Origin of the sequence: Novosphingobium sp. AAP1 (genome assembly GCF_001295765.1) — a bacterium.
GTDB classification, from domain to species: Bacteria; Pseudomonadota; Alphaproteobacteria; order Sphingomonadales; family Sphingomonadaceae; genus Novosphingobium; species Novosphingobium capsulatum.
On sequence record NZ_LJHO01000001.1, the window covers coordinates 170,318 to 194,020 of the forward strand.

The 23,703-nt window shown below is 67.7% G+C and carries 23 protein-coding genes; 10 read left to right on the forward strand and 13 right to left on the reverse strand.

Annotation, left to right across the window (positions count from 1 at the left end):
• Nucleotides 1-85 precede the first annotated feature (85 nt).
• On the forward strand, nucleotides 86-535 hold the full coding sequence (locus IP65_RS00705; RefSeq protein WP_022678550.1) for a MarR family winged helix-turn-helix transcriptional regulator: 450 nt from the start codon (nucleotides 86-88) through the stop codon (nucleotides 533-535).
• 36 nt (nucleotides 536-571) lie between these two features.
• Here the strand turns inward: IP65_RS00705 and IP65_RS00710 are convergent, their stop codons facing one another.
• Nucleotides 572-1,684, reverse strand: a complete 1,113-nt coding sequence (locus IP65_RS00710) for an AraC family transcriptional regulator (protein ID WP_022678549.1) — start codon at nucleotides 1,682-1,684, stop codon at nucleotides 572-574.
• A 123-nt stretch (nucleotides 1,685-1,807) separates the two neighbouring features.
• On the opposite strand from IP65_RS00710, the gene IP65_RS00715 reads away from it, so the two are divergent.
• The 7 genes from IP65_RS00715 to IP65_RS00745 all read left to right on the forward strand — a co-directional run bounded on the left by IP65_RS00715 (nucleotide 1,808) and on the right by IP65_RS00745 (nucleotide 9,681).
• Complete coding sequence (locus tag IP65_RS00715; RefSeq protein ID WP_231627477.1) at nucleotides 1,808-2,995, forward strand: tyramine oxidase subunit B; 1,188 nt, start codon at nucleotides 1,808-1,810, stop codon at nucleotides 2,993-2,995.
• A 62-nt stretch (nucleotides 2,996-3,057) separates the two neighbouring features.
• On the forward strand, nucleotides 3,058-3,480 hold the full coding sequence (locus IP65_RS00720) for a Rid family hydrolase (RefSeq protein ID WP_022678547.1): 423 nt from the start codon (nucleotides 3,058-3,060) through the stop codon (nucleotides 3,478-3,480).
• 35 nt (nucleotides 3,481-3,515) lie between these two features.
• The gene (locus IP65_RS00725; RefSeq protein ID WP_231627479.1) at nucleotides 3,516-4,787 is read left to right on the forward strand and encodes an FAD-binding oxidoreductase; all 1,272 of its coding nucleotides are present in this window, start codon (nucleotides 3,516-3,518) and stop codon (nucleotides 4,785-4,787) included.
• A 40-nt stretch (nucleotides 4,788-4,827) separates the two neighbouring features.
• Nucleotides 4,828-6,471, forward strand: coding sequence for an AMP-binding protein (locus IP65_RS00730; RefSeq protein WP_054130412.1), 1,644 nt, complete (start codon nucleotides 4,828-4,830; stop codon nucleotides 6,469-6,471).
• A complete protein-coding gene (locus IP65_RS00735; RefSeq protein ID WP_054130413.1) occupies nucleotides 6,468-7,649 on the forward strand; it encodes a thiolase family protein in 1,182 nt (393 codons plus the stop codon). The genes IP65_RS00730 and IP65_RS00735 overlap by 4 nt, the downstream gene beginning before the upstream one ends.
• Nucleotides 7,646-8,902: an SDR family NAD(P)-dependent oxidoreductase gene (locus IP65_RS00740; protein WP_054130414.1), complete on the forward strand. Its 1,257-nt coding sequence runs from the start codon at nucleotides 7,646-7,648 to the stop codon at nucleotides 8,900-8,902. Before IP65_RS00735 ends, IP65_RS00740 begins: the two co-directional genes overlap by 4 nt.
• Nucleotides 8,899-9,681 (forward strand): cyclase family protein, encoded by a 783-nt coding sequence (locus IP65_RS00745; protein ID WP_054130415.1) that lies wholly within the window; start codon nucleotides 8,899-8,901, stop codon nucleotides 9,679-9,681. The genes IP65_RS00740 and IP65_RS00745 overlap by 4 nt, the downstream gene beginning before the upstream one ends.
• A gap of 26 nt (nucleotides 9,682-9,707) precedes the next feature.
• Here IP65_RS00745 and IP65_RS00750 read toward each other — a convergent pair whose 3' ends face one another.
• A complete protein-coding gene (locus tag IP65_RS00750; RefSeq protein WP_156306323.1) occupies nucleotides 9,708-10,274 on the reverse strand; it encodes a hypothetical protein in 567 nt (188 codons plus the stop codon).
• Nucleotides 10,275-10,480: 206 nt separating this feature from the next.
• On the opposite strand from IP65_RS00750, the gene IP65_RS00755 reads away from it, so the two are divergent.
• Together IP65_RS00755 and IP65_RS00760 are read left to right on the forward strand one after the other, a co-directional pair.
• Complete coding sequence (locus tag IP65_RS00755) at nucleotides 10,481-11,935, forward strand: APC family permease (protein WP_054130417.1); 1,455 nt, start codon at nucleotides 10,481-10,483, stop codon at nucleotides 11,933-11,935.
• Nucleotides 11,936-11,966: 31 nt separating this feature from the next.
• Entirely contained in the window at nucleotides 11,967-13,466 is a 1,500-nt protein-coding gene (locus IP65_RS00760) for an aldehyde dehydrogenase (protein WP_054130418.1), read from the forward strand.
• 55 nt (nucleotides 13,467-13,521) lie between these two features.
• Here IP65_RS00760 and IP65_RS00765 read toward each other — a convergent pair whose 3' ends face one another.
• From IP65_RS00765 to IP65_RS00815, 11 genes are all read right to left on the reverse strand, one after another.
• Nucleotides 13,522-13,896: a DUF6152 family protein gene (locus IP65_RS00765; protein ID WP_156306325.1), complete on the reverse strand. Its 375-nt coding sequence runs from the start codon at nucleotides 13,894-13,896 to the stop codon at nucleotides 13,522-13,524.
• Between the two features lie 25 nt (nucleotides 13,897-13,921).
• A complete protein-coding gene (locus IP65_RS00770; RefSeq protein ID WP_054130420.1) occupies nucleotides 13,922-14,425 on the reverse strand; it encodes a DUF6644 family protein in 504 nt (167 codons plus the stop codon).
• 53 nt (nucleotides 14,426-14,478) lie between these two features.
• Nucleotides 14,479-14,943 carry a DUF6644 family protein gene (locus IP65_RS00775; protein ID WP_054130421.1) on the reverse strand — a complete coding sequence of 155 codons (465 nt, stop codon included), beginning with the start codon at nucleotides 14,941-14,943 and terminating at the stop codon, nucleotides 14,479-14,481.
• A gap of 124 nt (nucleotides 14,944-15,067) precedes the next feature.
• The gene (locus tag IP65_RS00780) at nucleotides 15,068-17,134 is read right to left on the reverse strand and encodes a TonB-dependent receptor (RefSeq protein WP_054130422.1); all 2,067 of its coding nucleotides are present in this window, start codon (nucleotides 17,132-17,134) and stop codon (nucleotides 15,068-15,070) included.
• Nucleotides 17,135-17,281: 147 nt separating this feature from the next.
• A complete protein-coding gene (locus tag IP65_RS00785; protein WP_054130423.1) occupies nucleotides 17,282-17,719 on the reverse strand; it encodes a carboxymuconolactone decarboxylase family protein in 438 nt (145 codons plus the stop codon).
• 1 nt (nucleotide 17,720) lies between these two features.
• A complete protein-coding gene (locus tag IP65_RS00790) occupies nucleotides 17,721-19,148 on the reverse strand; it encodes an NAD-dependent succinate-semialdehyde dehydrogenase (protein ID WP_054130424.1) in 1,428 nt (475 codons plus the stop codon).
• Between the two features lie 26 nt (nucleotides 19,149-19,174).
• On the reverse strand, nucleotides 19,175-19,744 hold the full coding sequence (locus IP65_RS00795) for a cytochrome b (RefSeq protein WP_054130425.1): 570 nt from the start codon (nucleotides 19,742-19,744) through the stop codon (nucleotides 19,175-19,177).
• Between the two features lie 26 nt (nucleotides 19,745-19,770).
• The gene (locus tag IP65_RS00800) at nucleotides 19,771-20,559 is read right to left on the reverse strand and encodes an SDR family NAD(P)-dependent oxidoreductase (protein ID WP_054130426.1); all 789 of its coding nucleotides are present in this window, start codon (nucleotides 20,557-20,559) and stop codon (nucleotides 19,771-19,773) included.
• Complete coding sequence (locus IP65_RS00805; protein ID WP_054130427.1) at nucleotides 20,556-22,160, reverse strand: acetolactate synthase large subunit; 1,605 nt, start codon at nucleotides 22,158-22,160, stop codon at nucleotides 20,556-20,558. Before IP65_RS00805 ends, IP65_RS00800 begins: the two co-directional genes overlap by 4 nt.
• 1 nt (nucleotide 22,161) lies before the next feature.
• Complete coding sequence (locus IP65_RS00810) at nucleotides 22,162-23,094, reverse strand: alpha/beta fold hydrolase (RefSeq protein WP_054130428.1); 933 nt, start codon at nucleotides 23,092-23,094, stop codon at nucleotides 22,162-22,164.
• 2 nt (nucleotides 23,095-23,096) lie between these two features.
• Nucleotides 23,097-23,702, reverse strand: a complete 606-nt coding sequence (locus tag IP65_RS00815; RefSeq protein WP_022678528.1) for an amino acid synthesis family protein — start codon at nucleotides 23,700-23,702, stop codon at nucleotides 23,097-23,099.
• Nucleotide 23,703 lies beyond the last annotated feature (1 nt).

Below are 23,703 nucleotides of genomic sequence, written 5' to 3' on the forward strand. Positions count from 1 at the left end.
AATAACCGGCGACCATGACCAAAGCGCCCGCCCATTCAACCCCTGCCCGATCTGTAGCGCTCGGCCGGATCGCTGTGGCGCTGACATGAGCCTTCCCACCCGCCCCGAAGACCTCGAGGCCAATCTTGGCTATGCGATCAACCGGCTCGCCAACCTGGGCCAGGCCGCACAGGCCCGGCGTCTGGCTGCCAGCGGGCTTAGCCTTGTGCTGGTGCGTACGCTCTCGGTGCTGCACATCGAGGACGGCCTCACCATCAACGAAATCGCCGCGCGCACCTTTGCCGACCAGTCCACCGCCAGCCGCACAGTAGAGGCGATGGTCGCGGCGGGCCTGGTCGAGCGGCGCACCCCGCCGGGCGACCAGCGCCGGCGCGAGATCGTGCTTACCGCCGCCGGCCGCGCCGCACTCGTGGCGGCTTGGCCGCGCATGGAAGAGCATACCGCAACCCTGGCGCGAAACATCCCCGCGGCCGACCTCGAAACATGCCGCCGCGTGCTCGCTGCGATGACCGCCAACCTGCGCAGCGAGGACTGAGCGGCCAGCAACCGCCCGCGCCTGTCCCTACGCCTCTTAATCCCGGCGCAGGAAGCGACCCGGTGAAACCCCCGTCCATTCCTTGAACGCGCGCGAGAAAGCGGCGGTATCGGCGTAGCCGAGCTGTTCGGCCGCTACGGTCAACGAGATACCCGACTTGCCCAGCATCGTCTGCGCGCGGGCCTGGCGGGCTTGTTGCAGCAGGTCGCGGAACGAGGTGCCTTCCTCGGCCAGGCGGCGACGCAGCGAGCGTTCCGACAGCTTCATCTCCGCCGCAACCGACGCGCAATCGACGTGGGTTCGGCCCAGCCAGCGCCCAATGATGTCGCGCGTCAACTCAACGAAACTTTCTGCCGGGGTCGCCTCGGGGCCCATCAAAGCCAGCAAGTGCCATTCGAGGATGGTGCGCAGCTTGCGGTCCTCGGCGGGCACGGCGCTCGGCAGCGGGCGATCAAGGTCTTCGTTGCGCAGCACCAGCGCATTGGTCACCTGGTTGCCACTCACCGGTACGCGAAAGGCCTGCGCCAGCGCGGCCTCGCGTCCTGTCACCGCGTGCTCCAGGTGCACCGCAACGGGTGTCCACCGCGCGTGGGTGAGCTGGCGGATGAGAGTCACGTAGCTTGCCAGGGCAAACTCGGCATCCTGCACGCGCGGCCAGATCGCCGAGTCCTCGATGCGGTAGCTATAGGTGGTGGTCTCGGCGTCGCGGCGGCTATCGAACAGCGTGCGCGTCTGCAGGCGCGACTGGAACAACACGAGGTAATCGAGCGCGCCGCGCAACGAGCCGGCCGCGCGCAGCAGCGCGTAGAACGGGCCAAGGTCGGCAAGCCCAAAGGCCGCGCCCATCGCCAGCCCCAGCGCCGGCCGATCGAAGCGCGCGGCCGCCGCCTCGAGCAGGGCAACATAGCGGTGCAAAGGCACGGTTTCGTAGGGTGTCTCAAGCTGGGCGCGGAACATGCCGTGTTCGCGCAGCAGCGGGTCGATGCGCTTGCCCACATCCTCCAGCGCGGCGAACAGCGCCGTCAGGAACAGCAGGCGGATGGTGGCCTGGCCAGCGCGGCCGGCGATGTCAGGCGGAAGGCCTGCAGCGGCATGATCGGCCGCAAGGCCGGACGGGGGAAGATCGGGGTCTGCCATCACGGGGCGCATGTGTGTGGCCGATTCTGCAATGCGTCAATCCCCGCCTGCAATTGTCGCAAGGCCCGCGCTCGACCAGACCGTCAGCATCCTGGCGCACCACGCCGGCACCCAAGCAAACGATGGGAAATCTGCGTGCCTGACCTGTTCACCGACACCCTCACGGCGGTGGCCGCCCCATCCGCCACGCCAGCTCTGCCGCGTGTCGATTTCCTCTATCTGTCCGAACCCGACATGATCCGCGCCGGGGTGACCGACATGCCGGCCTGCGTCGATGCGATGGAGGAGATGTTCCACCTGCTGCACCATGGCGACTATCGCATGGCCGGTGGCAACAACAACCAACACGGCGCGGTGATCGTCTTTCCCGAGGATTCGCCCTTTCCCGCGATGCCCAAGCCCACCACCGACCGCCGCTTCATGGCGATGCCGGCCTATCTTGGCGGCCGCTTCGGCACGGCCGGAATGAAATGGTATGGCTCCAACGTCGCCAACCGCGACAAGGGCCTGCCGCGCTCGATCCTCACGTTCGTGCTCAACGATGCCGATACCGGCGCCCCGCTGGCCTACATGTCGGCCAACCTGCTCTCGGCCTACCGCACCGGTGCGATCCCCGGCGTTGGCGCGCGCCACCTCGCCCGGCCGGATTCGCGCGTGGTCGGCATCGTCGGGCCCGGCGTGATGGCACGCACCTCGCTCGAGGCGTTCATGGCCACGTGCCCAGCAATCGACACGGTCAAGATCAAGGGGCGCGGCGAGGCCAACCTGGCGGCATTCCGCACCTGGGCCGAGGCGCGCTTCCCGCAGCTTTCGGTGCGTGTGGTCGCCACCGATGAAGAAGTCGTGCGCGAGTCCGACATCGCGACGTTCTGCGCCTCGGTGCCGACCGGCGATCCCGCCCGCTATCCCACAGTGCGGCGCGAATGGGTCAGCCCGGGCACGTTCCTGTCGATGCCTGCGCCGTGCAGCATCGATGCCGGCATGGAAGCGCCCGAGATCCGCAAGGTGCTCGATTTCACCGGGCTTTACGAGGCTTACCGCGAGGAGTTGCCGCGCCCGATGCACCGCATCATCCCGGCGGTAGGCGTGCGCTGGTTTGACCTCGTCGATGAAGGCCGGGTCGCGGCCACGTCGCTCGAAGATCTCAGCGCGATCGTAGCAGGCGCAGCGCCCGGCCGGCGCGATGCCGACGAAATCATCATGCTCTCCATCGGCGGCATGGCGGTGGAGGACGTGGCCTGGGGAACGCACGTCTATCGCCGCGCGCTGGCCCAGGGAATCGGCACGCGCCTCACCCTGTGGGACGAACCCGTCCTGCGCTGAGACCAGGCAGCGCTGAAAACCGCCGCCCCCCTCCGAAATCCTCCTCCCGCGAAAGACATTCCATGCCCGACGTCATCAAGCTCAAGACCGGCAACAAGTTCGAGGAGCATGGCAGCTATTCCCGCCTCGTGGCCGTAGGCGATCTGATTTTCGTGTCCAACACCGCCGGACGCAACCCGCAGACCAAGGAAATCCCCGCGAACCTGGCCGATCAGACCAACCAGGTGCTCGACAACATCGCCGCCGCGCTCGCTGCGGTCGATGCCTGCCTCGAGGACGTAGTCGCCGCGCGGGTCTTCGTGCAGTTTCCCAAGGACGTGCTGGCGGTGATGACCGCCTATGGCGCGCGCATGCGCGGCATCAACCCTACGCTGACGATGACCTGCCCGCCGCTTGGCGCGGCTGAATACAAGGTGGAGATCGAGGTCACCGCCTGGCGTGGCGCGTCAAAGGGCGCGGTGCGCGAACTGCAGATCAGTCTCTGAGCGGACCAACAGCGATGGGCCCCCCGATAACCCCCGTGACGACATCGGAGCGCTTTCCCGGCAGCACATCGGTCGTGGTGATCGGCGGCGGTATCGTCGGCCTGTCCACCGCGCTGACGCTGGCCGAGCGCGGCGTGCCGGTGGTGGTGCTGGAGAAGGGCAGCATCGCCGGCGAGCAATCGTCGCGCAACCTTGGCTGGGTGCGCAAGGTCATGCGCGCGGTGCCCGATCTGCCGATGGCCATCGCCGCCGAGCGGATGTGGCAGCAGATGCCCGCGCGCATCGGCGAGGATTGTGGCTTTCGGCAGGCCGGGATCACTTATGTCGCGCGGACCGATGCGGAATTGGCCGCCTACGAGGGCTGGCTCAAAGCCGTGCGCGGCGCGGGTCTGGACAGCCGGATGCTGACCGGGGCCGAAGTAGCGCAGGCGATCCCCGGCAGTACCGGGCGCTGGGCCGGCGGCATCGCGACCCCGTCCGACGCCCGCGCCGAACCGACGCTCGCATCCAGCGCGATCGCGCGCGCAGCCCTGGCGCACGGGGCCGTGATCGTGGAAAACTGCGCCGTGCGCACGCTGGAGACCAGTGCCGGCGCGGTGCGCGGCGTGGTGACCGAGCGTGGCGCGATTGCCTGCGACCATGTCGTGCTGGCAGGCGGCGTGTGGTCGCGCCGTTTCCTCGCCAATCATGGTGTGCGCCTGCTGACCTTGCCGCTGGTGGCGTCGGTGTTGCGCACCGCGCCGATGGACGGGCCGACCGACAGCGCGGTCGGCGCGGCTGACTTCTCGTTCCGCAAGCGGCTCGACGGGGGCTATACCATCACGCAGCGCGGCGCGCTGTTCGCACCGCTGACGCTCGACCACCTGCTGATCGGCATGAAGTACCTGCCCACGCTGATCGCGCAGTGGAAAAACCTGCGCCTATCGTTCGGACGAGACTTCTTCGCCGATCTCGCCCTGCCCCGGCGCTGGCGCGCCGACGCTGTCTCGCCGTTCGAGCGGCTGCGCACGATCGATCCGCCGGTCAACCAGGCGCTCAACGCAGAAGCCATGCGCAACCTTGTTGCGGCATGGCCTGTCTTTGCCAACGCACGCGTGGCGCAGGCGTGGGGCGGGATGATCGATGTGACGCCGGACTCGCTGCCGGTGATCGACAATGTCGCGCAACTGCCCGGCCTGACACTGGCCACCGGCTTTTCGGGGCACGGCTTCGGCACCGGCCCAGCGGCGGGCCGCCTCGCCGCAGACCTCGCCATGGGCGAGACGCCGTTCCTCGATCCCACCCCCTACCGTCTCGAGCGATTCTGATGGCCAGCCCGCAACCCCGCACTCCGCACAGGACAACGCCGTGAGCAAAGAGACCGTCTTTTCGCGCTTTTCCGCCGCGGCGACGCGCTGGTTCGACAAGCCCTTTCTCAACGTGCTGCCCGAAACGGCGCATATCTACGGCATCGCGGCTGGCGAGATCACCTACGCGACGATGCTCGATCGCGTGCTGCGCCGCCAGGTCGCGCTGGCCGCCGCCGGCTTCGGCACGGGCACGCGCGTGGGGTTGCTGCTCGACAACCGGCCCGACTTTATCGAGCTGTTCCTCGCAGCCAACAGCCTTGGCGCGTCGATCGTGCCGATCAACCCCGACTTGCGCCAGGCTGAGCTCGAATATCTCATCGCACACTCGGGCATTAGCGCCGCGTTCGTCGTCCCCGGCCGCCATGCCGACGTTGCGCGCGCCGCGCTGGCGGTGGGAAGCGCGATGGTCCCCGTCACCCCCGACGCGCCCGTCCGTCCATTGCTGCCACTGGCGCAACTGCCGGCCGATCCCGATTCCGCGCGCGAGGCGGCGCTGCTCTATACTTCTGGCACGACCGGGCAACCCAAGGGCTGCGTTCTGCCCAACAGCTACTTCCTGCATTCGGGAGACTGGTATCGGGACACTGGCGGCCTCATCGCGCTGCACGCCGGCGCAGAGCGGATGCTTACACCGCTGCCCATGTTCCACATGAACGCATTGGCCGTCTCGCTGATGGCGATGATTACGCTGGGCGGCTGCCTCACCGTGCTCGACCGCTTCCATCCCTCGACCTGGTGGGATTCGGTGCAGCGCAGCCGCGCTACCTGCCTGCACTACCTGGGCGTGATGCCGGCAATGCTGATGAAGGCACCCGATAGCCCGGCCGACCGCGAACATAGTGTGCGCTTCGGCTTCGGTGCCGGGGCGCCAGTTGCCCTGCATGGCGCGTTCGAGCGGCGCTTCGGCTTCCCGCTGATCGAGGCCTGGGCGATGACCGAGACGGGCAGCGGCGGCGTGATCAGCGCGCACCGCGAGCCGCGCAAGGTAGGCACCGCGTGCTTCGGCCGGCCCGATTCCGGCGTCGAGATCCGCATCGTCGACGACGCCGGCGACGATGTCGATATCGATGCACCAGGCGAACTGTTGGTGCGCCGCGCCGGGCCCGATCCCGCTTATGGGTTCTTCCGCGAATACCTCGCCAACCCTGCGGCCACTGCCGAGGCCTGGGCCGGGGGGTGGTTCCACACCGGCGATATCGTCGCGCGCGACGCCGACGGTGACCTGCATTTCGTCGATCGCAAGAAAAACGTGATCCGCCGCTCGGGGGAGAACATCGCGGCGGTGGAGGTCGAGACGATCCTTGCGCGCCATCCTCACGTGCGCCAGGTGGCGGTGGCGGCCACGCCCGACCCGGTGCGCGGCGACGAGGTGGCCGCGCTGATCGTGCTCGATGCCCCTGCCCGCGCCGGGACAGACAAGACCGAGCAGCTACCCACTGAGCACCTTGCACGCGATATCGCCACCTGGGCACTGGGCCAGATGGCCTACTACAAGGTGCCGGGCTGGATCGGCTTCGTCGATGCGCTGCCGCGCACGCCGACCGAAAAGATCCTGCGTGCCGCCCTCAAGGAGGAAGTGGGGGCGCACATGGCGCGTGGCGCGTTCTTCGATACCCGCGCGCTCAAGAGGCGGCAGGGATGAGCAGCTCCACCAAACGCTCGCGCATGGCCTACGACGGCGTGGTGGTGGCCGCCCCCATCACCGTGCCCTATCAGCGCTTTTCGAGCGAGCCGGCTCACGGCTGGGCCGGCGCGGCACTGCGCGCGCTGGCGCGGGAAACAGCGCTCGGCCCGCGTGATCTCGACGGTTTCAGTTTCTCGAGTTTCTCGGCCGGCCCGGATACCGCCGTCGGCCTCGTCCAGCATCTCGGCCTCATGCCGCGCTGGCTCGACCATGTGCCCACAGGCGGGGCGAGCGGGGTCATGGCACTGCGCCGCGCCGCGCGCGCTGTGCAGTGCGGCGATGCCGCCATCGTCGCCTGCGTCGCGGCCGATACCAACCAGATCGACAGCTTCCGCCACACCCTCGCCACGTTTTCGCGCTTTTCGCAGGATGCTGTGTACCCCTATGGCTTTGGCGGCCCGAACGCGACGTTTGCGCTGATCACGCAGGCCTACATGCACGAACACGGCGTAACGCGCGCCGATTTCGGCCGCATCTGCCTCGCCCAGCGCGCCAATGCCGGCTCGAACCCACTGGCGTTGCAACGCATCCCGCTCGACCTCGACACCTACCTCGCCGCACGCCCGATCGCCGATCCGGTGCACCTGTTCGATTGCGTGATGCCCTGCGCCGGCGCCGAAGCCTTCGTCGTCACCACCCCGGAGATCGCTGCCGCGCGCGGCTGGCCGGCGGCTCGGATCATGGCCACGATCGAGCGCCACAATGCCTATCCCGATGATCCGGTGCAGCGGCGTGGTGGCTGGGCGATGGATGTCGACGAGTTATGGGCGATGGCCGGGATCGGGCCCGGGGATATCGACTGCCTTCAGGCTTATGACGACTATCCGGTGATCGTGGCGATGCAACTGGAGGACCTCGGTTTCTGCCCGCCGGGCACGATTGCGCGCTTCCTGCGCGAGACGCACTTCGGCATCGACGGCACGCTGCCACTCAACACCAACGGCGGGCAGCTTTCCGCAGGGCAGGCGGGCGCTGCGGGCGGGTACCAGAACCTGACCGAGGGCCTGCGCCAGATTCTGCACTGCCCGCTCGGCGCGCAGGTGCCCGGCGCCCGGCGTGCGGCAATATCGGGCTTTGGGCTGGTCAATTATGATCGCGGCGTGTGCACCGCCGCTGCCGTGATCGAGGCGCTATGACGACGCCGCGCAATCCGCTGCCGCCGCCCGCACCGCGCGATCCGCTGGCGCGGCCGCAATTGCATCCCGTACCGCCGGGCGCGCGCAGCCGCGCGATGCAGGCGATGGCCGCACGGGCCGCGCAGGGCCGCTTCGTACTTCAGGCCTGCACCGTATGCGGTACAGCGACCTATCCCCCACGCGACGCCTGCCCACGGTGCTGGGGCACACTGGCCTGGCATGACCAGCCGACCGGCGGACGCGTGCTTGCCAACACCGTGATCCGCGTTTCGACCGATCCCTATTTCCGCGATCGCCTGCCTTGGCACATGGGCTCGATCCTGCTCGATGCCGGCCCAGTCGTGTTCGCGCACCTTGCACGGGGGCTGGAGCCCGGCGCGCGCGTCACGATGCGACTGATGCTCGATCGTGGCGGCAATGCTGCGCTGTTCGCCCTTCCCAGCGATGCCGCACACCCGCCACAGCCGGAACAAGGAGCCACCAGCATGTCCGCCGATCCCCAGGGACGCACCTTCGTGGTGCCGGTGGCAGGGGCAACTGTCCTTGTCAGCGATGCCCGCCAGCCGGTTGGCCGCGCGCTGGTCAGCGCACTTGCCGCCGCTGGCGCGCGCTTGGTGGTTGCCGGCCTGTCCGGCCCCGCGCCGATGCGTGATGCGCACGATCCCGTCCTGGGCCTGCCCGGGGTCCAGCCGCGCCCACTCGATGTGACCGATCCTGTCTCGGTTGCCGAGACGATAAGCCGGATCGGCGGTCCGCTCGACATCGTCATCAACACCGCGCGCCATGTGCGCGCCGGGGGGGTGAGCCACGACGGCAATCTCCTGGCCCACCACCGCGCGCTCGAGGTTTCGGCAATGGGGCTCGCGCGCCTGGCGCAAGCGACGGCGCCAATTCTTGCCGGCCGGCCCAGCGGCGCGTTTCTCGATGTGCTGTCGGTCAAGGCGCTGGCGGGCGATGCCGGCCATGCTGGATTTGCCGCCGCCGAGGCTGCGCGCCTCTCGCTGCTGCAAAGTTTTCGCCACGAGATGCGCAGCACCGGCGTGCGCGTCCTGGAAGTGTTCACCGGGCCGACCGACGATGCCGACCACCAAGCGCTGCCCCCGCCCAAGGTTGCGCCCGCGCGCCTTGCCGCCGCCGTGCTCGACGCGCTGGCGCAGGGACGCGAGCAAACCTGCGTGGGCGAGGTGGCGCGCGAGGCAATGCGCCGCTGGCTCGACGATCCGGCCCTCTTTGCCAGGGAGACCCAACCATGACGTCGCTGCTTACCGATCTTGTCGCACAGCTTGCCAGCGGGGCGATCCGCGTGGTCGATCTGGCCAATACCCTGTCGTCCGATTTCCCGGTGATCGTTTTGCCGTCCGAGTTCGGGCAATGCGAGCCGTTCCGAATGGAGACGGTCTCCCGCTACGATGCCGATGGGCCGGCATGGTACTGGAACCGGATCACCATGAACGAGCACACTGGCACGCATTTCGATGCGCCGGCGCACTGGATCACCGGGCGCGACGTGCCGCATGGCACGGTCGACGCAGTCGCGCCGCGCGATTTCGTCTATCCCGCCGTGGTGATCGATATCAGCGCGGAGGCCGCCGCCGACGCCGACTTCGTGGTGACACGCGCCTTCCTCGATCATTGGGAGGCCCGACACGGCGCTATCCCGCCGCGCCATTGGATCCTGCTGCGCAGCGACTGGTCCAAGCGTGTGGGCACCCTTGCCTATCTCAACCTGCAGGATGATGGCGCGCATTCGCCTGGCCCCCATGCCGATGCGATGCGCTTCCTCGTCCACGCGCGCGACTGCGTGGGCCTGGGCGTGGAGACGGTCGGCACCGATGCCGGGCAGGCCAGCCACTTTGCCGAACCGCTGCCCGCCCATTCGATCCTCCACGGCAATGGCCGTTTCGGGCTACAGTGCCTGACCAACCTCGACCAGTTGCCGACCTTCGGCAGCGTGATCGTGGCCGCCCCGCTCAAGATCAAGGGCGGCTCGGGCAGCCCGCTGCGCGTCATCGCGCTGATGCCGGAGGCATGAGCGGGAGGCGAACCCGCCCGCTGCCTTCAATAGTCGAAGTCGAACTCGGGGCGAGACCAGGCCCAGCCGATGATGCGCCAGCCAGCGGCTTCCTTGTGCAGCGCCACGGTGAACGTGGCGTCGACCTCGGCACCTTGCTGGCCGCCGAGGGTATACCGGAAGTCGGCCGGGACGACGACGTAGGCGCGATCCCCCGTCACATCGACACGGCGGGGCTTGCGCAGCGTGTTGACGCCCTTGGTCAGCCCGATAGCGGCGTTATGCGCGGTGAGCGCAGCCAGCCAGTGGGCGCAGGTATCGGCTCCGTGCCATTCGTACGGTGCAAACTCGTCGACAATAGCGGCTTCGCGTGCGCAGCTGGCGATGACGCCGGCGTTGTCGCCTCGGTTAAGGCTGTCAACATAGTGGTGCACGGTCTGCATCACGGCGGCGGCGACAGCCGGATCAGGCGCCGTTTCCGCGGCAGGGGTTGATGCCGCAACGGTGGCATCTGCTGCCTGCGCGGGCACGGTGGCCAGCACGAGCGCGAGTGCTGCAAGCGCGGCGGCCCGGGCTGATTTCCGGCGCGTGAACGTCGGCGTCATGGTCGTCATCGGCGGGGCTTCCCTGATCATGGTCGTGATCGGCACAGGCTTGCCCAATGCTGCCTTGCTGGCAAGCAGGCAGGCCCTGTGCACCGGGGGCCTGGCCGAAAATACAAGGTATCCCGGCGCAAGTGCAATACCGTGTGGTGGCAAACCTGCCAGTGTTGCATCATCGGGTGCTGGCGATGCACCCCGCCCCCCACAATCGAGCATTCATGCACAGATCCGACCAAGACGCCGCCGCCGAGCCCGGCCTGTTCTCCGGCATGTTGGGGACCGGCGACATCATTTTCATGATCCTCGCCTGCGCCGCACCGATGGGTGTGCTGGCCGGAATTATCCCCCTCGCCTTCGCCTTTGGCAACGGCGCCGGGATGCCCGGCGCGCAACTCGCGATGTGTGCGGTCATGCTGCTGTTCGCGGTGGGGTATGTGCGGATCATCCCGCACGTGCGCAATGCCGGCGCGTTCTATGCCTATATTGCCGCGAGCCTCAACAAGGAGGCCGGCATCGCTGCGGCCTATACGGCCGTGGTTGCCTATACCTGTGCCGCTGCCTCGGTGCTGGGAGCGATGAGCTATTTCGCAACTGACGTGTTCGCCACGCTGACCGGCATCGCCACCTCGTGGGTGCTATGGGCGGCCGCCAGCATCGCAGCGATCGCCTGGCTCGGGTATCACAGGATCACGATGGCGGCCAAGGTGCTGACCGCGGCACTGCTGCTCGAGGTAGGGCTCATCGCCGTGATCGACGCGCTGATCCTGTGGCAACGCGGCTGGGCCGGGCTCGATTTCGGCAGCTTTGCCCCCGCTACGATCTTTGCGCCCGGCCTTGGCATCGCCGTCATCTATGCCATCAACGGCTGCATCGGTTTTGAAGCAACGGCGATCTATCAGGAAGAAGCGCGCAACCGCGCCGTGACCATCCCGCGCGCTACCTATGGCGCAGTGCTGGTACTGGGCACCTTCTACGTGCTGTCGTCGTGGTGCCTGGTGCTGGCGGTAGGCCCGGCACAGATCAAAGCAGTGGCAGCTGCCGATCCCGGCCACCTCGTCTCGGGCATCGCGTTTCGCACGCTCGGCCAATTCGGGCGTGACGCGCTCAGCCTCTTGACGATCACCAGCCTGTTCGCCGCCGCGCTGGGCTTCTTCAACAACATCGCACGCTATTTTTTCGCTCTCTCGCGCGATGGGCTGATCCCCGCCGTGCTCGGCCGCGTCCACCCGCGCCACGGCTCACCCTACATGGCCTGCCTCGCGCTCGCCGGGATACTCGCGCTGGTGATCGCGCTGTTCGCCCTGGCCGGGCTCGATCCGCTGCTCTCGCTCGCCACCAGCCTGTCGTCGATGGGTGCAGTGGGTCTCGAGATCCTGCTCACCGCCACCTCGCTGGCGATCCCGCTGTTCTTCGCGCGGCGCGGCGAATATTCAGCGGGCAAGACCCTGGCGCCGCTGCTGAGCGGGGTGATTATTGCGGTGGCGACGTGGCTGTCGCTGGCCAACTACGCCACGCTGACCGGCACCACGTTGCCGGTAATCAACCGCCTGCCGCTGCTGTTCATCGCCATCGCCGCCGCAGGCCTCGCCCATGGCACTTACCTACGGCGCTGCCGCCCGGTGATTTATGCCGGCGTCGGGTCCACCCACGTCGAAGGCCCGGTCTGCGAATGACCGTGCCCCTCCTCTCCGTCCGGAGCCACCGATGACCGCACCCTTCTCCCCCACTCTCCCGACCGGTCGACTGCTGATCGACGGAGCACTGGTCGAGCCGCTCGGCACTGTCGCCCCATTCGATGCGATCGATCCGGCCACCGGACGGGTGATCATGCAGGTACCGGCCTGCGACATCGCCGACGTGGATCGTGCGGTCGGCGCCGCGCATCGCTGCTTCGAAAGCGCAGCCTGGCAGTCGATGCGCCCGCTCGACCGCGGCCGCCTGCTCGAGCGGCTGGCCCTGCTGGTCGAGCGCGAGCGGGACGATCTCGCCGCGCTTGAATCGCTCGATAGCGGCAAGCTGCTCACGGTGACGCAGGCAATCGACCTACAGTTCACCATCGACGGACTGCGCTATTTCGCCGGTTGGGCTTCGAAGATCGCGGGGGAGACCGTCACGCATTCGCCCTTGGTCGAGGAAGCGGCGCTCTACCGCGCGTTCACCCAGCGCCGCCCCGTCGGCGTGGTAGCGGGCATCACGCCGTGGAACTTCCCGATCGGCCAGGCGATCCAGAAGATCGCGCCGGCCATCGCGTTCGGCTGCACGGTGGTGCTCAAGCCGTCAGAGGAAACCTCGCTCACCGCAATGCGGCTGGGTGAGCTGATTCTCGAGGCGGGCTTTCCAGCCGGGGCGGTGAACATCGTCACCGGCACCGGCGCGGCCGTCGGCGTCCCGCTGGTGGCGCATCCCCTGGTGCGCAAGATCGCGTTCACCGGCTCAAACGCCACCGGGCAGGCGATCCTGACCCAGGCGGCCCGCACGATGAAGCGCGTCACGCTCGAAATGGGGGGCAAGTCTCCCACGATCGTGCTGGCCGATGCCGATCTCGATCGCGCGATCCCGGGCGCGGCAGCCGCAATCTTCGCCAATTCGGGGCAGATCTGCACCGCTGGCTCGCGTCTGCTGGTCGAGGCGCCAGTCCATGACGCGGTGATCGACGGGGTCTGCCGCATCGCACGCGACCTACGCCTGGGCTCGCCATTTTCTGCCGAGACGCAGATGGGACCGCTGATTTCCGCCCGCCAGCGTGATCGCGTGGCCGCGCTGGTCGAAGCGGGGCTTGCCGAAGGCGCGCATCCGCTGGAAGGCGCTGCCATACCCAGCGGTCCGGGCTGGTTCTATCGGCCGACCGTGCTCGCCGGGGTGGAGGCCGGGATGAGCGTGATGCGCGAGGAAATCTTCGGGCCAGTGGTGTGCGCGATGAAAATCACCGATCGCGCCGACATCGTCCGTATTGCCAACGACACGCCCTATGGTCTGGCCGCCAGCGTGTGGACGCAGGACATCGATACGGCCCACCTCCTGGCTGAGCGGATCGACGCGGGAACGGTGTGGATCAACACGCACAACGTTCTCGACCTGGCGATGCCGTTCGGCGGCAGCAAGCTGTCAGGCGTAGGGCGCGAGTTCGGCAGCGAGGCGCTGCAGGCCTTCACCGAACCGCGCGCGGTATGCCTTCGGCTGGATCGAGCCAGGGCGGGATTCTAAAATCGCCCGCCCGCAACCCCGCCACCCTGAGGGCAGGCTGGGTTGCGGGCTGCGCTTACCAACCGCTCAACACTTTGCCGCCCGGCAGCTTGACGGTCTTGAGCATGCCCCCCGGCTTGCCGTTGCGCAGCGGGTAGAACACGATATCAACCTGGTCACCCGCCTTGAGCGTCGAAAAGCTCCAGCCAGCATGCGTCATCAGGTTGGGGCTGCTGCACTCGAGTGCATAGGTCGTCCCGCTCGACTGCGCGACGACGAAAGCATGGGGGTTGGTCCAGGTGAACTTGCTCACCATGACACCGCGCAGTTCAACCTGCTTGGTCTGGTCGAACATCGCGAACGAATGGTGGGCCAGGGCCGATCCGGCCGGAGCCAGCGCTGTCACAGCGGCCGAGGCGGCAAGCATGATCGTACGAAGAGTTGGGGTCACGGGCAGACGCTCCTGGGAGTGGGTTTCAGAACAGCACATCAAGGGTGAAGCCAATCCAGCGGCCAAGGAAGATCACCAGCGTCCACAGCACCAGCGACAAAACGCCGGCGGCACGCGCGGCAAAGGGCGGCGCGGCGGTCTCGTCCCACTGCGCGATCGTGCGCTGGGTGGTGGCGTGGAAAATCGCCATGTTGATGCCGGCCGCCACGATCGCCAGCAGCTTGAGCCGGAACTCGGTATTGGCGGCATAGGCCACCGCGTTGGAGGCAAAGAGCAGGCTGCCGGTGATGATCGCGACGACGAACGCGCCCCATGTGAAAGGCAGCAGTTCAGTGATCAGGCGATTGGCGCTGCGCCGGTGCGCGGCATAGCCGACGAGCCGCAGGTCAACGATCAGGATCGTGCCGAAGACGAGCGTGATCGCCAGCACATGCAGCGATTCGAGCACCGGGAAGGCGTTGGCGTTCTCGCGAATGGCGTTAGAAAGCGGCAGGTCATAGATGCTTTGCAGCGTGGTTTGCAGGGTCATGGGTTGGGCTCCCCCGGTTGTGCTGTTTGGTCGTGACGGTGACGGGGCGCCGTTCAGGTGTAGGCGATGAAACGGCCACAGAAGATGACCGCGCTCCACACCACCAGCAGCAGCCATGCCACCGTCTTGGCCGCAGGCCGCGCATCGTCGCGCAACAGCGGGCGGCGCAGCAGCAGCGTGGCCAGGAAGGCCAGCAGCACCAGCGCCATCTTGGCCCAGAACACCGTATTGCCCAGGGTACGCGCCGGCTCGGCCACGATCAGCAGCGTGCCACTGGCCAGCAGCACGACCAGCGCCGACCATATCCACGGCAGATAGCGCCGAACCACGCGCGCGGGGCTCTCGTCAGTAGCGAGCACGCCGGCGAGGCGCAGTTCCGAGACCAGGGCCGAGCCCACGACCACCGCGATCGCCAGGATATGCACGCTCTGCACCGTGGGGATGATCCACGTCGTGTCACGGAACGTGGTCGAGATCGGCGTGGCATAGAGCCAATCGCCGAAGGTTTGGATGGACATGGCGCAAGGTCTCCCCTCGATGCGTGGACGTTCAGGTCTGTTTATTCCCCCGCCCTAGCCGTCAGGCTGGGCGCCGGGACGTTCGAAACCGTTGCAATACCGGAACAGAGCGCGCGCAACGCCGTCACAGCGTGGCCGAAAGCGTCACGCGCAGCGAACGCGGTTCCAGCGGATGGGCGTTGATTCCGGCCACGCCGGCGGCAGGCTCGCCGGGCAGCCGGCTGACGTAGTAGTAGTCTGCCGCATCGTCGCGGCTGCCGAGCAGGTTATAGATATCGGCACGCAGGTTGACGCGCGGCGTCAGTTGATAGCCCGCCGAAAGGTTGATCTCGCCATAGCCAGGCGAGCGTTGGCTGTTGTCCTCGGTCAGCGGATGCGGGCCGAGCCGCCGCCAGGTGAGCGCGCCCGACCAAGGCCCGAGATTGTCGACCAGCACGCCAGCGGCACCGATGAATCCGGGCGCATCCTCGATAAAGCGGGTGGCCGGGGCACCATCGCGATAGCGCGCATGGCTGAATGCGAGGTTGGAATTGAGTTCGAGCCAGGGCAGCGGGCGGTACTGGGCGCTCAGTTCCAGGCCGCGACGCCGGCTGGGCCGCCCCGCCTCGGTTTGCCCGGCATCGGCCGAATAGGTCAGTTCGGAGGCGAAATCGATCTGGAACACGGTGGCCGCAAGCGTCAGCTGGCGCATGAGATTGCTGCGCAACCCCGCCTCCATGCTGGTGGCGCCGACCAGCAGTGGTGGGCGCACCAGGCTCGTACTGCCATCGTCCGCGGTGACGAGGCCGGCGCGGCCATCGTTGGAATGAAAGCCGCGCCCCGCCGAGACGTAGAACTCGGTCCGCGCCCAAGGGCCGAGGATTATGCTGCCCTTGGGCTGCCACAGCGCGGCATGCTCATGCCCGCGCTCAGCACGCACCAGGTCGTGGTCGGCCACGTGGAAGCGATCGACGCGCAGGCCAAGCACGGTGCGCAGCCAAGAAAGCCATTGCGCCTTGTGTTCGGCATAAGCGCCAAGGCTTGCCTCCTCGACTTGGTCGTCGCGATCGGTGCTCAGCACCGCGCGGCGGCGGGTATGCGCCAGATCGACGCGGATCGCATCAAAGCGTCCGTCGATCCCGAGGGTCAGGGTCTGCTCGATCCCGACGGTGGCAAAGCGGTGCGTCAGTGCCAGGCTGCCGCCCGCGATCCAGCGACGATCGTTCTGCGCGTGCTGGTCGCCGTTGACCGGGTCATCGAGGTAATGGGTGAAGTTGCTCCACAGCGTCAGATGCTGGCGCACGCCATAGATCTCGGTGGTGAGCTGGTCGGCGCTGGACAAGGGCCGGGCGTAGCGCAGCGACAGCGACATGCGCTGCGATATCCCCCCATCGCTGGGATCGAGCGAACCAAAGCGCCCAATCAACCCCTGCTCCACCGCGCGCAGGGGCTGGTCGGTGGTGGCATTCCAGCGCCCCGAATAAGCCATTGCCGTGGCTGACCACCCATCCTCGGCAGTGCCATGCGAGAGGCGCACCACCCCGTTGAAGCGGCGCAGGTTATCAGGGTTGTCCCATGGGCCATCGAGGTGGAAGTATTCCCCCGCCCCAAGCAGTGTGGTGCCCCCGCGCAGGGCCACCGATCCGCCTGCGAATACGCGGCGATCGCCGACCGTGCCGGCGGAGAGCGAGAGCGTGGGCGGCAAGCTGTCCACCAGGCTCAGCCGCGCTGATCCCACGGCGGCAAAGTCCCCGGCAGCGGCGAAATAGGGGCCCTTGGTAAAGGCGATGCCGCCAAACAGTTCGGGCATGAGGAAGTTGAGATCGGTATAACCCTGGCCGTGCGCGTGGGTGCGCTGGTTGACCGGCATGCCATCGACGAAGGTGGCAAAGTCAGTGCCATGGTCGAGGTTGAACCCGCGCAGGAGGTACTGGTTGGCCTTGCCCTCGCCGCTGTGCGAGGTGACAGACAAGCCGGGGATCGCCTCCAGGTACTGCCCGACGCGGTAGGCCGGCCGGCGTTGGATTTCCTGGCGGGTGATCGCGCCTTCACTCGATGTGGTGGCGGTGCCAAGCACATCCTGCGTCGAGGCGGTGACCACGATTTGCGGCGGTGCATCGGGCGAAGCGGCGGCAGGTTCGGCGGCGCGGACCGTGCCAGTGGCAAGCGCCAGTGCGCTGATGGCGGCAAGCATGATCGATGTGCGGCGCATGGCGCTTCCTCGCTCGTCTGTTCTTCGACAAAGGAGGAAGCGCAGCGGCCCGGCCCGCACAAGTTACGCGACGGTTGGTGCAGCGCCCCGCAACGGCTGCGCGCAACGGTTACCCAAGGTGCCGTTACCCGGGGTCAAAAGCCGACCCTATTGCGCGGCAGCGGTGGTGGCCTCGGCGTCATATTCGGCGATGGCTTCGCGCGCGATACGGGTGGCATCGATGCCAGCGGGCACGCCGCAATAGACAGCCACCTGGAGCAGGGCCTCGCGAATCTCCTCGCGCGTCAGGCCGTTGCGCAGTGCCGCCTTGACGTGGAGCCGCAGCTCGTGCGGGCGATTGAGTGCGCTGATCATGCCGAGGTTGAGCAGGCTGCGCTCGCGGCGGGTAAGTCCTGGGCGCGACCAGGTCTCCCCCCAGCACCAGCGCGTCGACAATGCCTGCATCGGGCGCGAGAAATCGTCCGCATCGGCCATAGCCTGCTCGACATAGGCCGCACCGAGCACTTCCTTGCGCAGCGCCAGACCGCGCACGAAGGCCGGATCGTCGGTGCCGTCGGCCAGAGGGTCCGGGGAGTCCTTCCCCATATTACAAACCACCGACGAGGCAGTACTTGATGGACATGTAATCAGCGAGGCCGTGGCTCGATCCTTCGCGGCCGAAGCCTGATTCCTTCACCCCGCCGAACGGTGCCACCTCGCTCGAGATCAATCCGTCGTTCACCCCGACCATGCCGTATTCGAGGCCCTCCATCATGCGCCACTGGCGTGCAACATCGGCGGTATAGACATAGGCGGCAAGGCCGAACGGCGTATCGTTGGCGATGCGCAGCGCGTCAGCCTCGTCGGTAAAGCGGATGACCGGCGCTACCGGGCCGAATATTTCCTCGTGCGCGATGGCCATGGCCGGGGTCACCCCCGCCAGCACCACCGGACGATGAAAGGCACCGCGCGCGGGGCCATCGTGCCCGTGGCTGACCTCGCGCGCGCCCTCGCCCACTGCGGCCTCGACCAACCCGGCTACGCGGGTGACCGCCTTGCCATCGATCAGGGAACCCATCGCACCCGGCACAGCCTGCCCATCGGCCACGCGCAAGGCATCGACCCGCGCGGTGAGCGCAGCGACAAAGGCATCGTGCACGCCATCCTGCACCAGGAAGCGGTTGGCACAGACGCAGGTCTGCCCGGCGTTGCGGAAGCGCGAGGCCATGGCACCGTCAACCGCGCGCCCAATGTCGGCATCGTCGAACACCACGAAGGGCGCATTGCCGCCCAACTCAAGGCTGAGCCGCTTCACCTGGGCAGCAGCCTTGGCCATGATGACCTTGCCCACCTCGGTCGAGCCGGTGAAGCTGATCTTGCGCACCAGCGGATGGCTGCAGAACAGGTCCCCCGCCTCTGACGAACGCACGGCCGGGGCCACGCGAAACAGGTCGCGCGGCACCCCGGCGCGGTGGGCCAGCGCCTCCAGCGCGAGCGCGGACAGCGGTGTAGCCTCAGCCGGCTTGACCACGATCGAGCAGCCTGCTGCCAGTGCCGGCGCGACCTTGCGGGTGATCATCGCCAGCGGGAAGTTCCACGGGGTGATCGCCGCGCACGTCCCCACCGGCTGGCGCAGCGTCAGCACGCGTTTGCCCGGCGCAAAACTGGGGATCACCTCGCCATAGGCGCGACGCGCCTCTTCGGAGAACCATTCGATGTAACCCGCACCATAGCGCACCTCGCCACGCGACTCCTCGAGCGGCTTGCCGCTTTCAAGCGTCATCAACAGCGCCAGCGCCTCGGCGTTTTCCACCATCGCGTTGAACCAGGCGCGCAGCACGTCGCTGCGTTCCTTGGCGGTGCGCGCCGCCCAGGCATGGCGCGCGGCGTCAGCGGCCTCGACGATCGCGGTGAGTGCAGCCACGTCATAGCGGCGCACCGTGGCGACGATGCTGCCATCGGCCGGATTGGTCACGGCCAGGCCCGCCGCATCGAAGGCGTCGGGATGCAGCAGGTGGTGGACAGGGTTGGTCATGGCAGGATCTTTCGTTGAAGGGGCGATCACACCATCCGTGCGAGCACGTCGGTATCGCCGCCGCGATCGTGCAGCCGGTGCTTGAGCGCGCCAGCCACGTGAAGCACCACGAGCACGGCGAGCGTATAGGCACTCCACCCGTGCAGCGTGTCGAACAGCGCGAAGGCCTTGTCGTTCTTGGGCAACAGTTCAGGTACCTGACCCAGCCCGAAGAAGGGCACGCCATCACTCTGGGTAAAGCTGGCCGACATCGCGTAGCCCAGCAGCGGGGTCAGCAACGTCAGCACCATGATCGCACGGTGGACCAGATGCGAAAGCACCCGCTCCCAGGGCCTGAGCCCCACCGGCGGGTGCGGCAGGTGGCGGCGGTGCTGGTAGCGCAGGCCCAGGTGGACCAGCGCGAGCAGCCAGACCAGGACGCCGAACTGCTTGTGATTGGGATAGAACACCGCGAACTTGGCCGTCGCCTCGTCAGGCAGGCCGGTCATGAACCAGCCCGACCAGATCATGCCGATGATCAATATGGCGCGCAGCCAGTGCAGCAGGCGCATCGACAGCGGATAGCGGGTACGCGCCCCGCCGGTTTCATCGCGCATCGCCCTCTCCTTGCCCGCACGCGCGCTCACAGGAAGATACCGCGCGAATAGCCGCCATCGATGGTCAGCGACTGGCCGGTAATGGTCGGCCGCGCGGCAACCGCCAGCATCGCCACCAGCGCGCCGACATCATCGGGCGTCAGGATCGTGCGCGTGGGTATCTCGGCAACGAAGCGCGCCTCGATCGCGGCGGGCGTGGTGTTTTCGGTGTGGGCCATTTCGGCAAACAGCTCGGCCAGGTGCGGGGTGCGGACAATGCCGGGGTGCACCGCATTGACGGTGATACCGGCCGGGCCAAGCTCGTCGGACAAGACCTTGGTCAGGTGCGAGACCGCCGCGTTGCGCAGGCCGCTCAAGGTGTCGCTCGACCGGCCGGTCAGCCCGCCGATATTGACGATATGGCCCCGCCCCTGTCGCTTCATGGCTGGCACGACCGCTTGGGCATAGCGGAGATAGCCACCCACCTTGACGTCAAGATCGGCAATCAGTGCGGCCACATCGACGGTCTCGATCGCCCCACCGATCGGGGTGGAACTGGCAGCGGCATTAACCAGCACATCGATCCGACCACGCCGCGCAAGGACGGCGGCGACGAGGCCTTCGATGGAGGCCGGATCGCGCGCGTCCGACGCAAGTGCGAGGCAATCGCCACCGATCGCTTCGGCCGCAGCCGCAAGCCGCCCCGCATCGCGCGCCGTAATGACCACGGCAAACCCGGCGCCCTGCAGGCCGCGCACGATCCCCGGTGCCATTCCGCCGCTGCCGCCGGTGACAATCGCCACGGGCGGCCCGGAACCCACTGCCGCAGCGCTCATGGCAACTCAGCCTGGATCAGCATCGGCCCGTCGAGCGCGAGCCCCTGCGCCAGTGCCTCGGCCAGTTCGCCGCAGGTGGTGACGCGCACCGCCTCCACGCCATAGCCACGCGCCAGCGAAACCCAATCCACCTTCGGCTTGTCCAGCAGCGTCAGCGCCTCGATCATGGCATCGCCCAGCGGCGCGTTGGCGCGCACCAGTTCGGTCTGGAGAATGGCGTAGCGGTGGTTGGCCGCGAGGATCACCGTCACCGGCAGCTTCTCGCGCGCCATCGTCCACAGGGCCTGGAGCGTATATTGCGCGCTGCCGTCCGACTGGAGCGAAACCACGCGCGCTTCTGGCGCAGCGAGCGCCGCCCCCACTGCACAGGGCATCCCCTGGCCGATCGCGCCGCCCGTGTTGGTCATCACACGATGCCGGCGCGCGCGATGCGCGTTGCGCAGCCAGGGCCCACCCAAGGTCGAGCCCTCGAGCGAGATGATCGCATGTTCGGGCAGTTGCACCAGCAATTCCTCGACCACGCCCGCCGGCGTCAGCGCAGCAGTGGGATCATTGGCACTGGCAGTGGCCGGCGTGAACGGCTGGGCGCCAACCGGACCCGTTACGCCCAGCGCCGCACCCAGGCGCACCAGCGCGTCGATCGCATCGTGCTCCGGCCCGGCCAGGCGCACCAGACTGGCCTCTGCAACCAGCTGACTGGGCCAGCCCTCATAGCCGAAATAGCTGATCGGCATGCGCGCGCCGGCCAGCACGACGCGGGCCGTGCCCATTTGCGCGATCACGTCGTCGGGGAAATAGGCCTGCCGCTCGACCGCAGGCAGATCACCGCCCAGGGTCACGATGCCCGGATAGGGTTCCATCAGCAGGCGGCCGCCAAGCCGCGCGGCGAGTGCGGCACCCGCGCGCACGCCCGCCTCGGTCAGGGCATTGCCGCCCAGCAGCACGATGGCGCCCTGATCGCTCTCCAGTGCGGCAGCGGCGGCGGCAAGCGCCGCGTCATCTACCCGCGCGCCCTGCCATGGGGCAACCGTGGCGCTGCCAGACAGCGCATCCTGGTATTCCTCGCGCGCGTCGATCACGTCGGTCGGCACGATCAGCGTCGCCGCACCGCCCTCGGCCACCCGCGTCGCGGCAAAGGCAGTGGCGACATCGTGCGCGATGGCACCAGGCTCGGCCATGCGGATCACCTGGCGCGAGACCGGCGATGCCAGCGATGTGATATCCGAGGTCAGCGGCGCGTCATAAGGCAGGTGCCAGGTGGCATGATCACCGATGATGTTGACAATGCGCGAACCGGCACGCCGGGCGTTGTGCAGGTTGGCGATGCCGTTGGCAAATCCGGGGCCAAGATGCAGCAGCGTCAGCGGCACCTGGCCCGATACGCGCGCATAACCGTCTGCCGCACCGGTGCACACGCCCTCGAACAGGCTGAGTACCGGGCGGATGCCACCATGGCGGGCCAGCGCGGTGACCATGGTCATCTCGGTGGTGCCGGGATTGGCAAAGCAGATACGCGCACCGCCAGCGTAGAGCGCGTCGAACAGCGTATCCGCCCCCGTGCGGATCACCGCATCGTCGGATGGTGCAGGTGCGGCAGGCATGTCATTGGCCATCATCGTGGTCCTCGTGCGCGCGCACCGTAACGCCGGCGAGGAAACCCTCGACCAGGCGACGGAACGCCTCAGGGGCATCGTCGTGGACGTAGTGCGAGGCACCGTCCACGCTGGCATGGGCCAGATGCGAGTTTTGCGCTTCGAGCCGGCGCACCGCCTCAAGGCTGCAAAAGTCTGAACGTCCGCCGCGAATCACCAGCGTGGGCACGCGGATCGCGGCGATCACCGGCCAAAGGTCGATCACGCGTGCGGGATCGGGCGCAATGCGCGTGGCGGCGATGCCTTCGGCATCATAACGCCAGCGCACCCCACCTGCCGGGTCGGCAGTCATGCTTTCCCACAACCGTTCCTCGATCGCCGCCTCGCCCACGTTGGGCCGTAGCCGGCGCCAATAGGCGCGCGCCTCGGCCCAGTCGGCAAAGCGCACGGGCAGTGCCTTCATTTCCGCGACGATGCGCTCGAATCCGGCACCACCGACAGACGAGCCGGCGGTAATGTCTTCGACCACCAGCGCGTGAAGGCGTGCCGGATGCCGCGCGGCATAGGCATAGGCGGTGGTGCCGCCCATCGAATGCCCGACCAGCACGAAACGATCGAGACCGGCTTCGGCCACGACCGCCTCGAGATCGGCGAGGTAGGCATCGGTGTAGTAGTTGCGGCCCTCGTCCCAGTCGCTTTCACCACGCCCGCGCGCGTCGAAAGCGATCAGGCGATAGCGGTCAGCCAGAGCCGCGGCGAGCGGGCGCCAGGTCCCCGAATAGCCGCGCAGACCGTGCAGCAGCACGATCGCGGGGGCCTGCGCATCGCCCCATTCGCGCACGCACAGCGACACGCCACCGCGCGCGACGCGCCGGATGCGCTCGCCAGGCAGCAGCGCCACCGGCGCGGGCGGCGCATCGTCCAGGATGAGATCCGCCGTCATGGTCAGGTCAGCCCGTTGCCTTCGGCGTCTTCGGCACGCAGCCCGCCGAGCCGCGCGTTGAGGCGGCCGCGCGTGGCGAAGACCCAGCACACGATCACTTCGTCACGGTTGGGCGCATCGTCGAACGAGACGCTCATCGTGTCGTAGTGCGAACGCACATAGAGCGCGTCCTTGTGGCCGAACGGTACGTCAAGAATGGTTCCGGGCACCCCACGCTTGCCGGTAGAGGGCACCCACGAGGCCCCGCCGCCCAGCGCATCGCGGATCGGGTTCGCCGCCGGATTGGTGAGCAGCGCGTTGCCGTGCTCGTATTCGCCATCGATACCCACGAGGATCGCCTTGCCATAGCTTTCGATCGGCGCCCCGCCGGTCAGCGCATTGATACGCCGCCCGAATTCCACGCCGAGCACCGGGGAAGCCTCGATCCACGCCGAGAGATCCTCGACATAGTTGCCGGCATAGGGGTTCTTGATGCATGCGCCGATCATGTACTTGATCAGCGGCGCACCGTCGGCGGCGGCACCAGTCTCACCTGCAAGGATTTCCTCGACCTGGGTGAACCACTTGCGAATGTGGAAGGCGCCAAAGTTGGCGGCGTATCTGGTCATG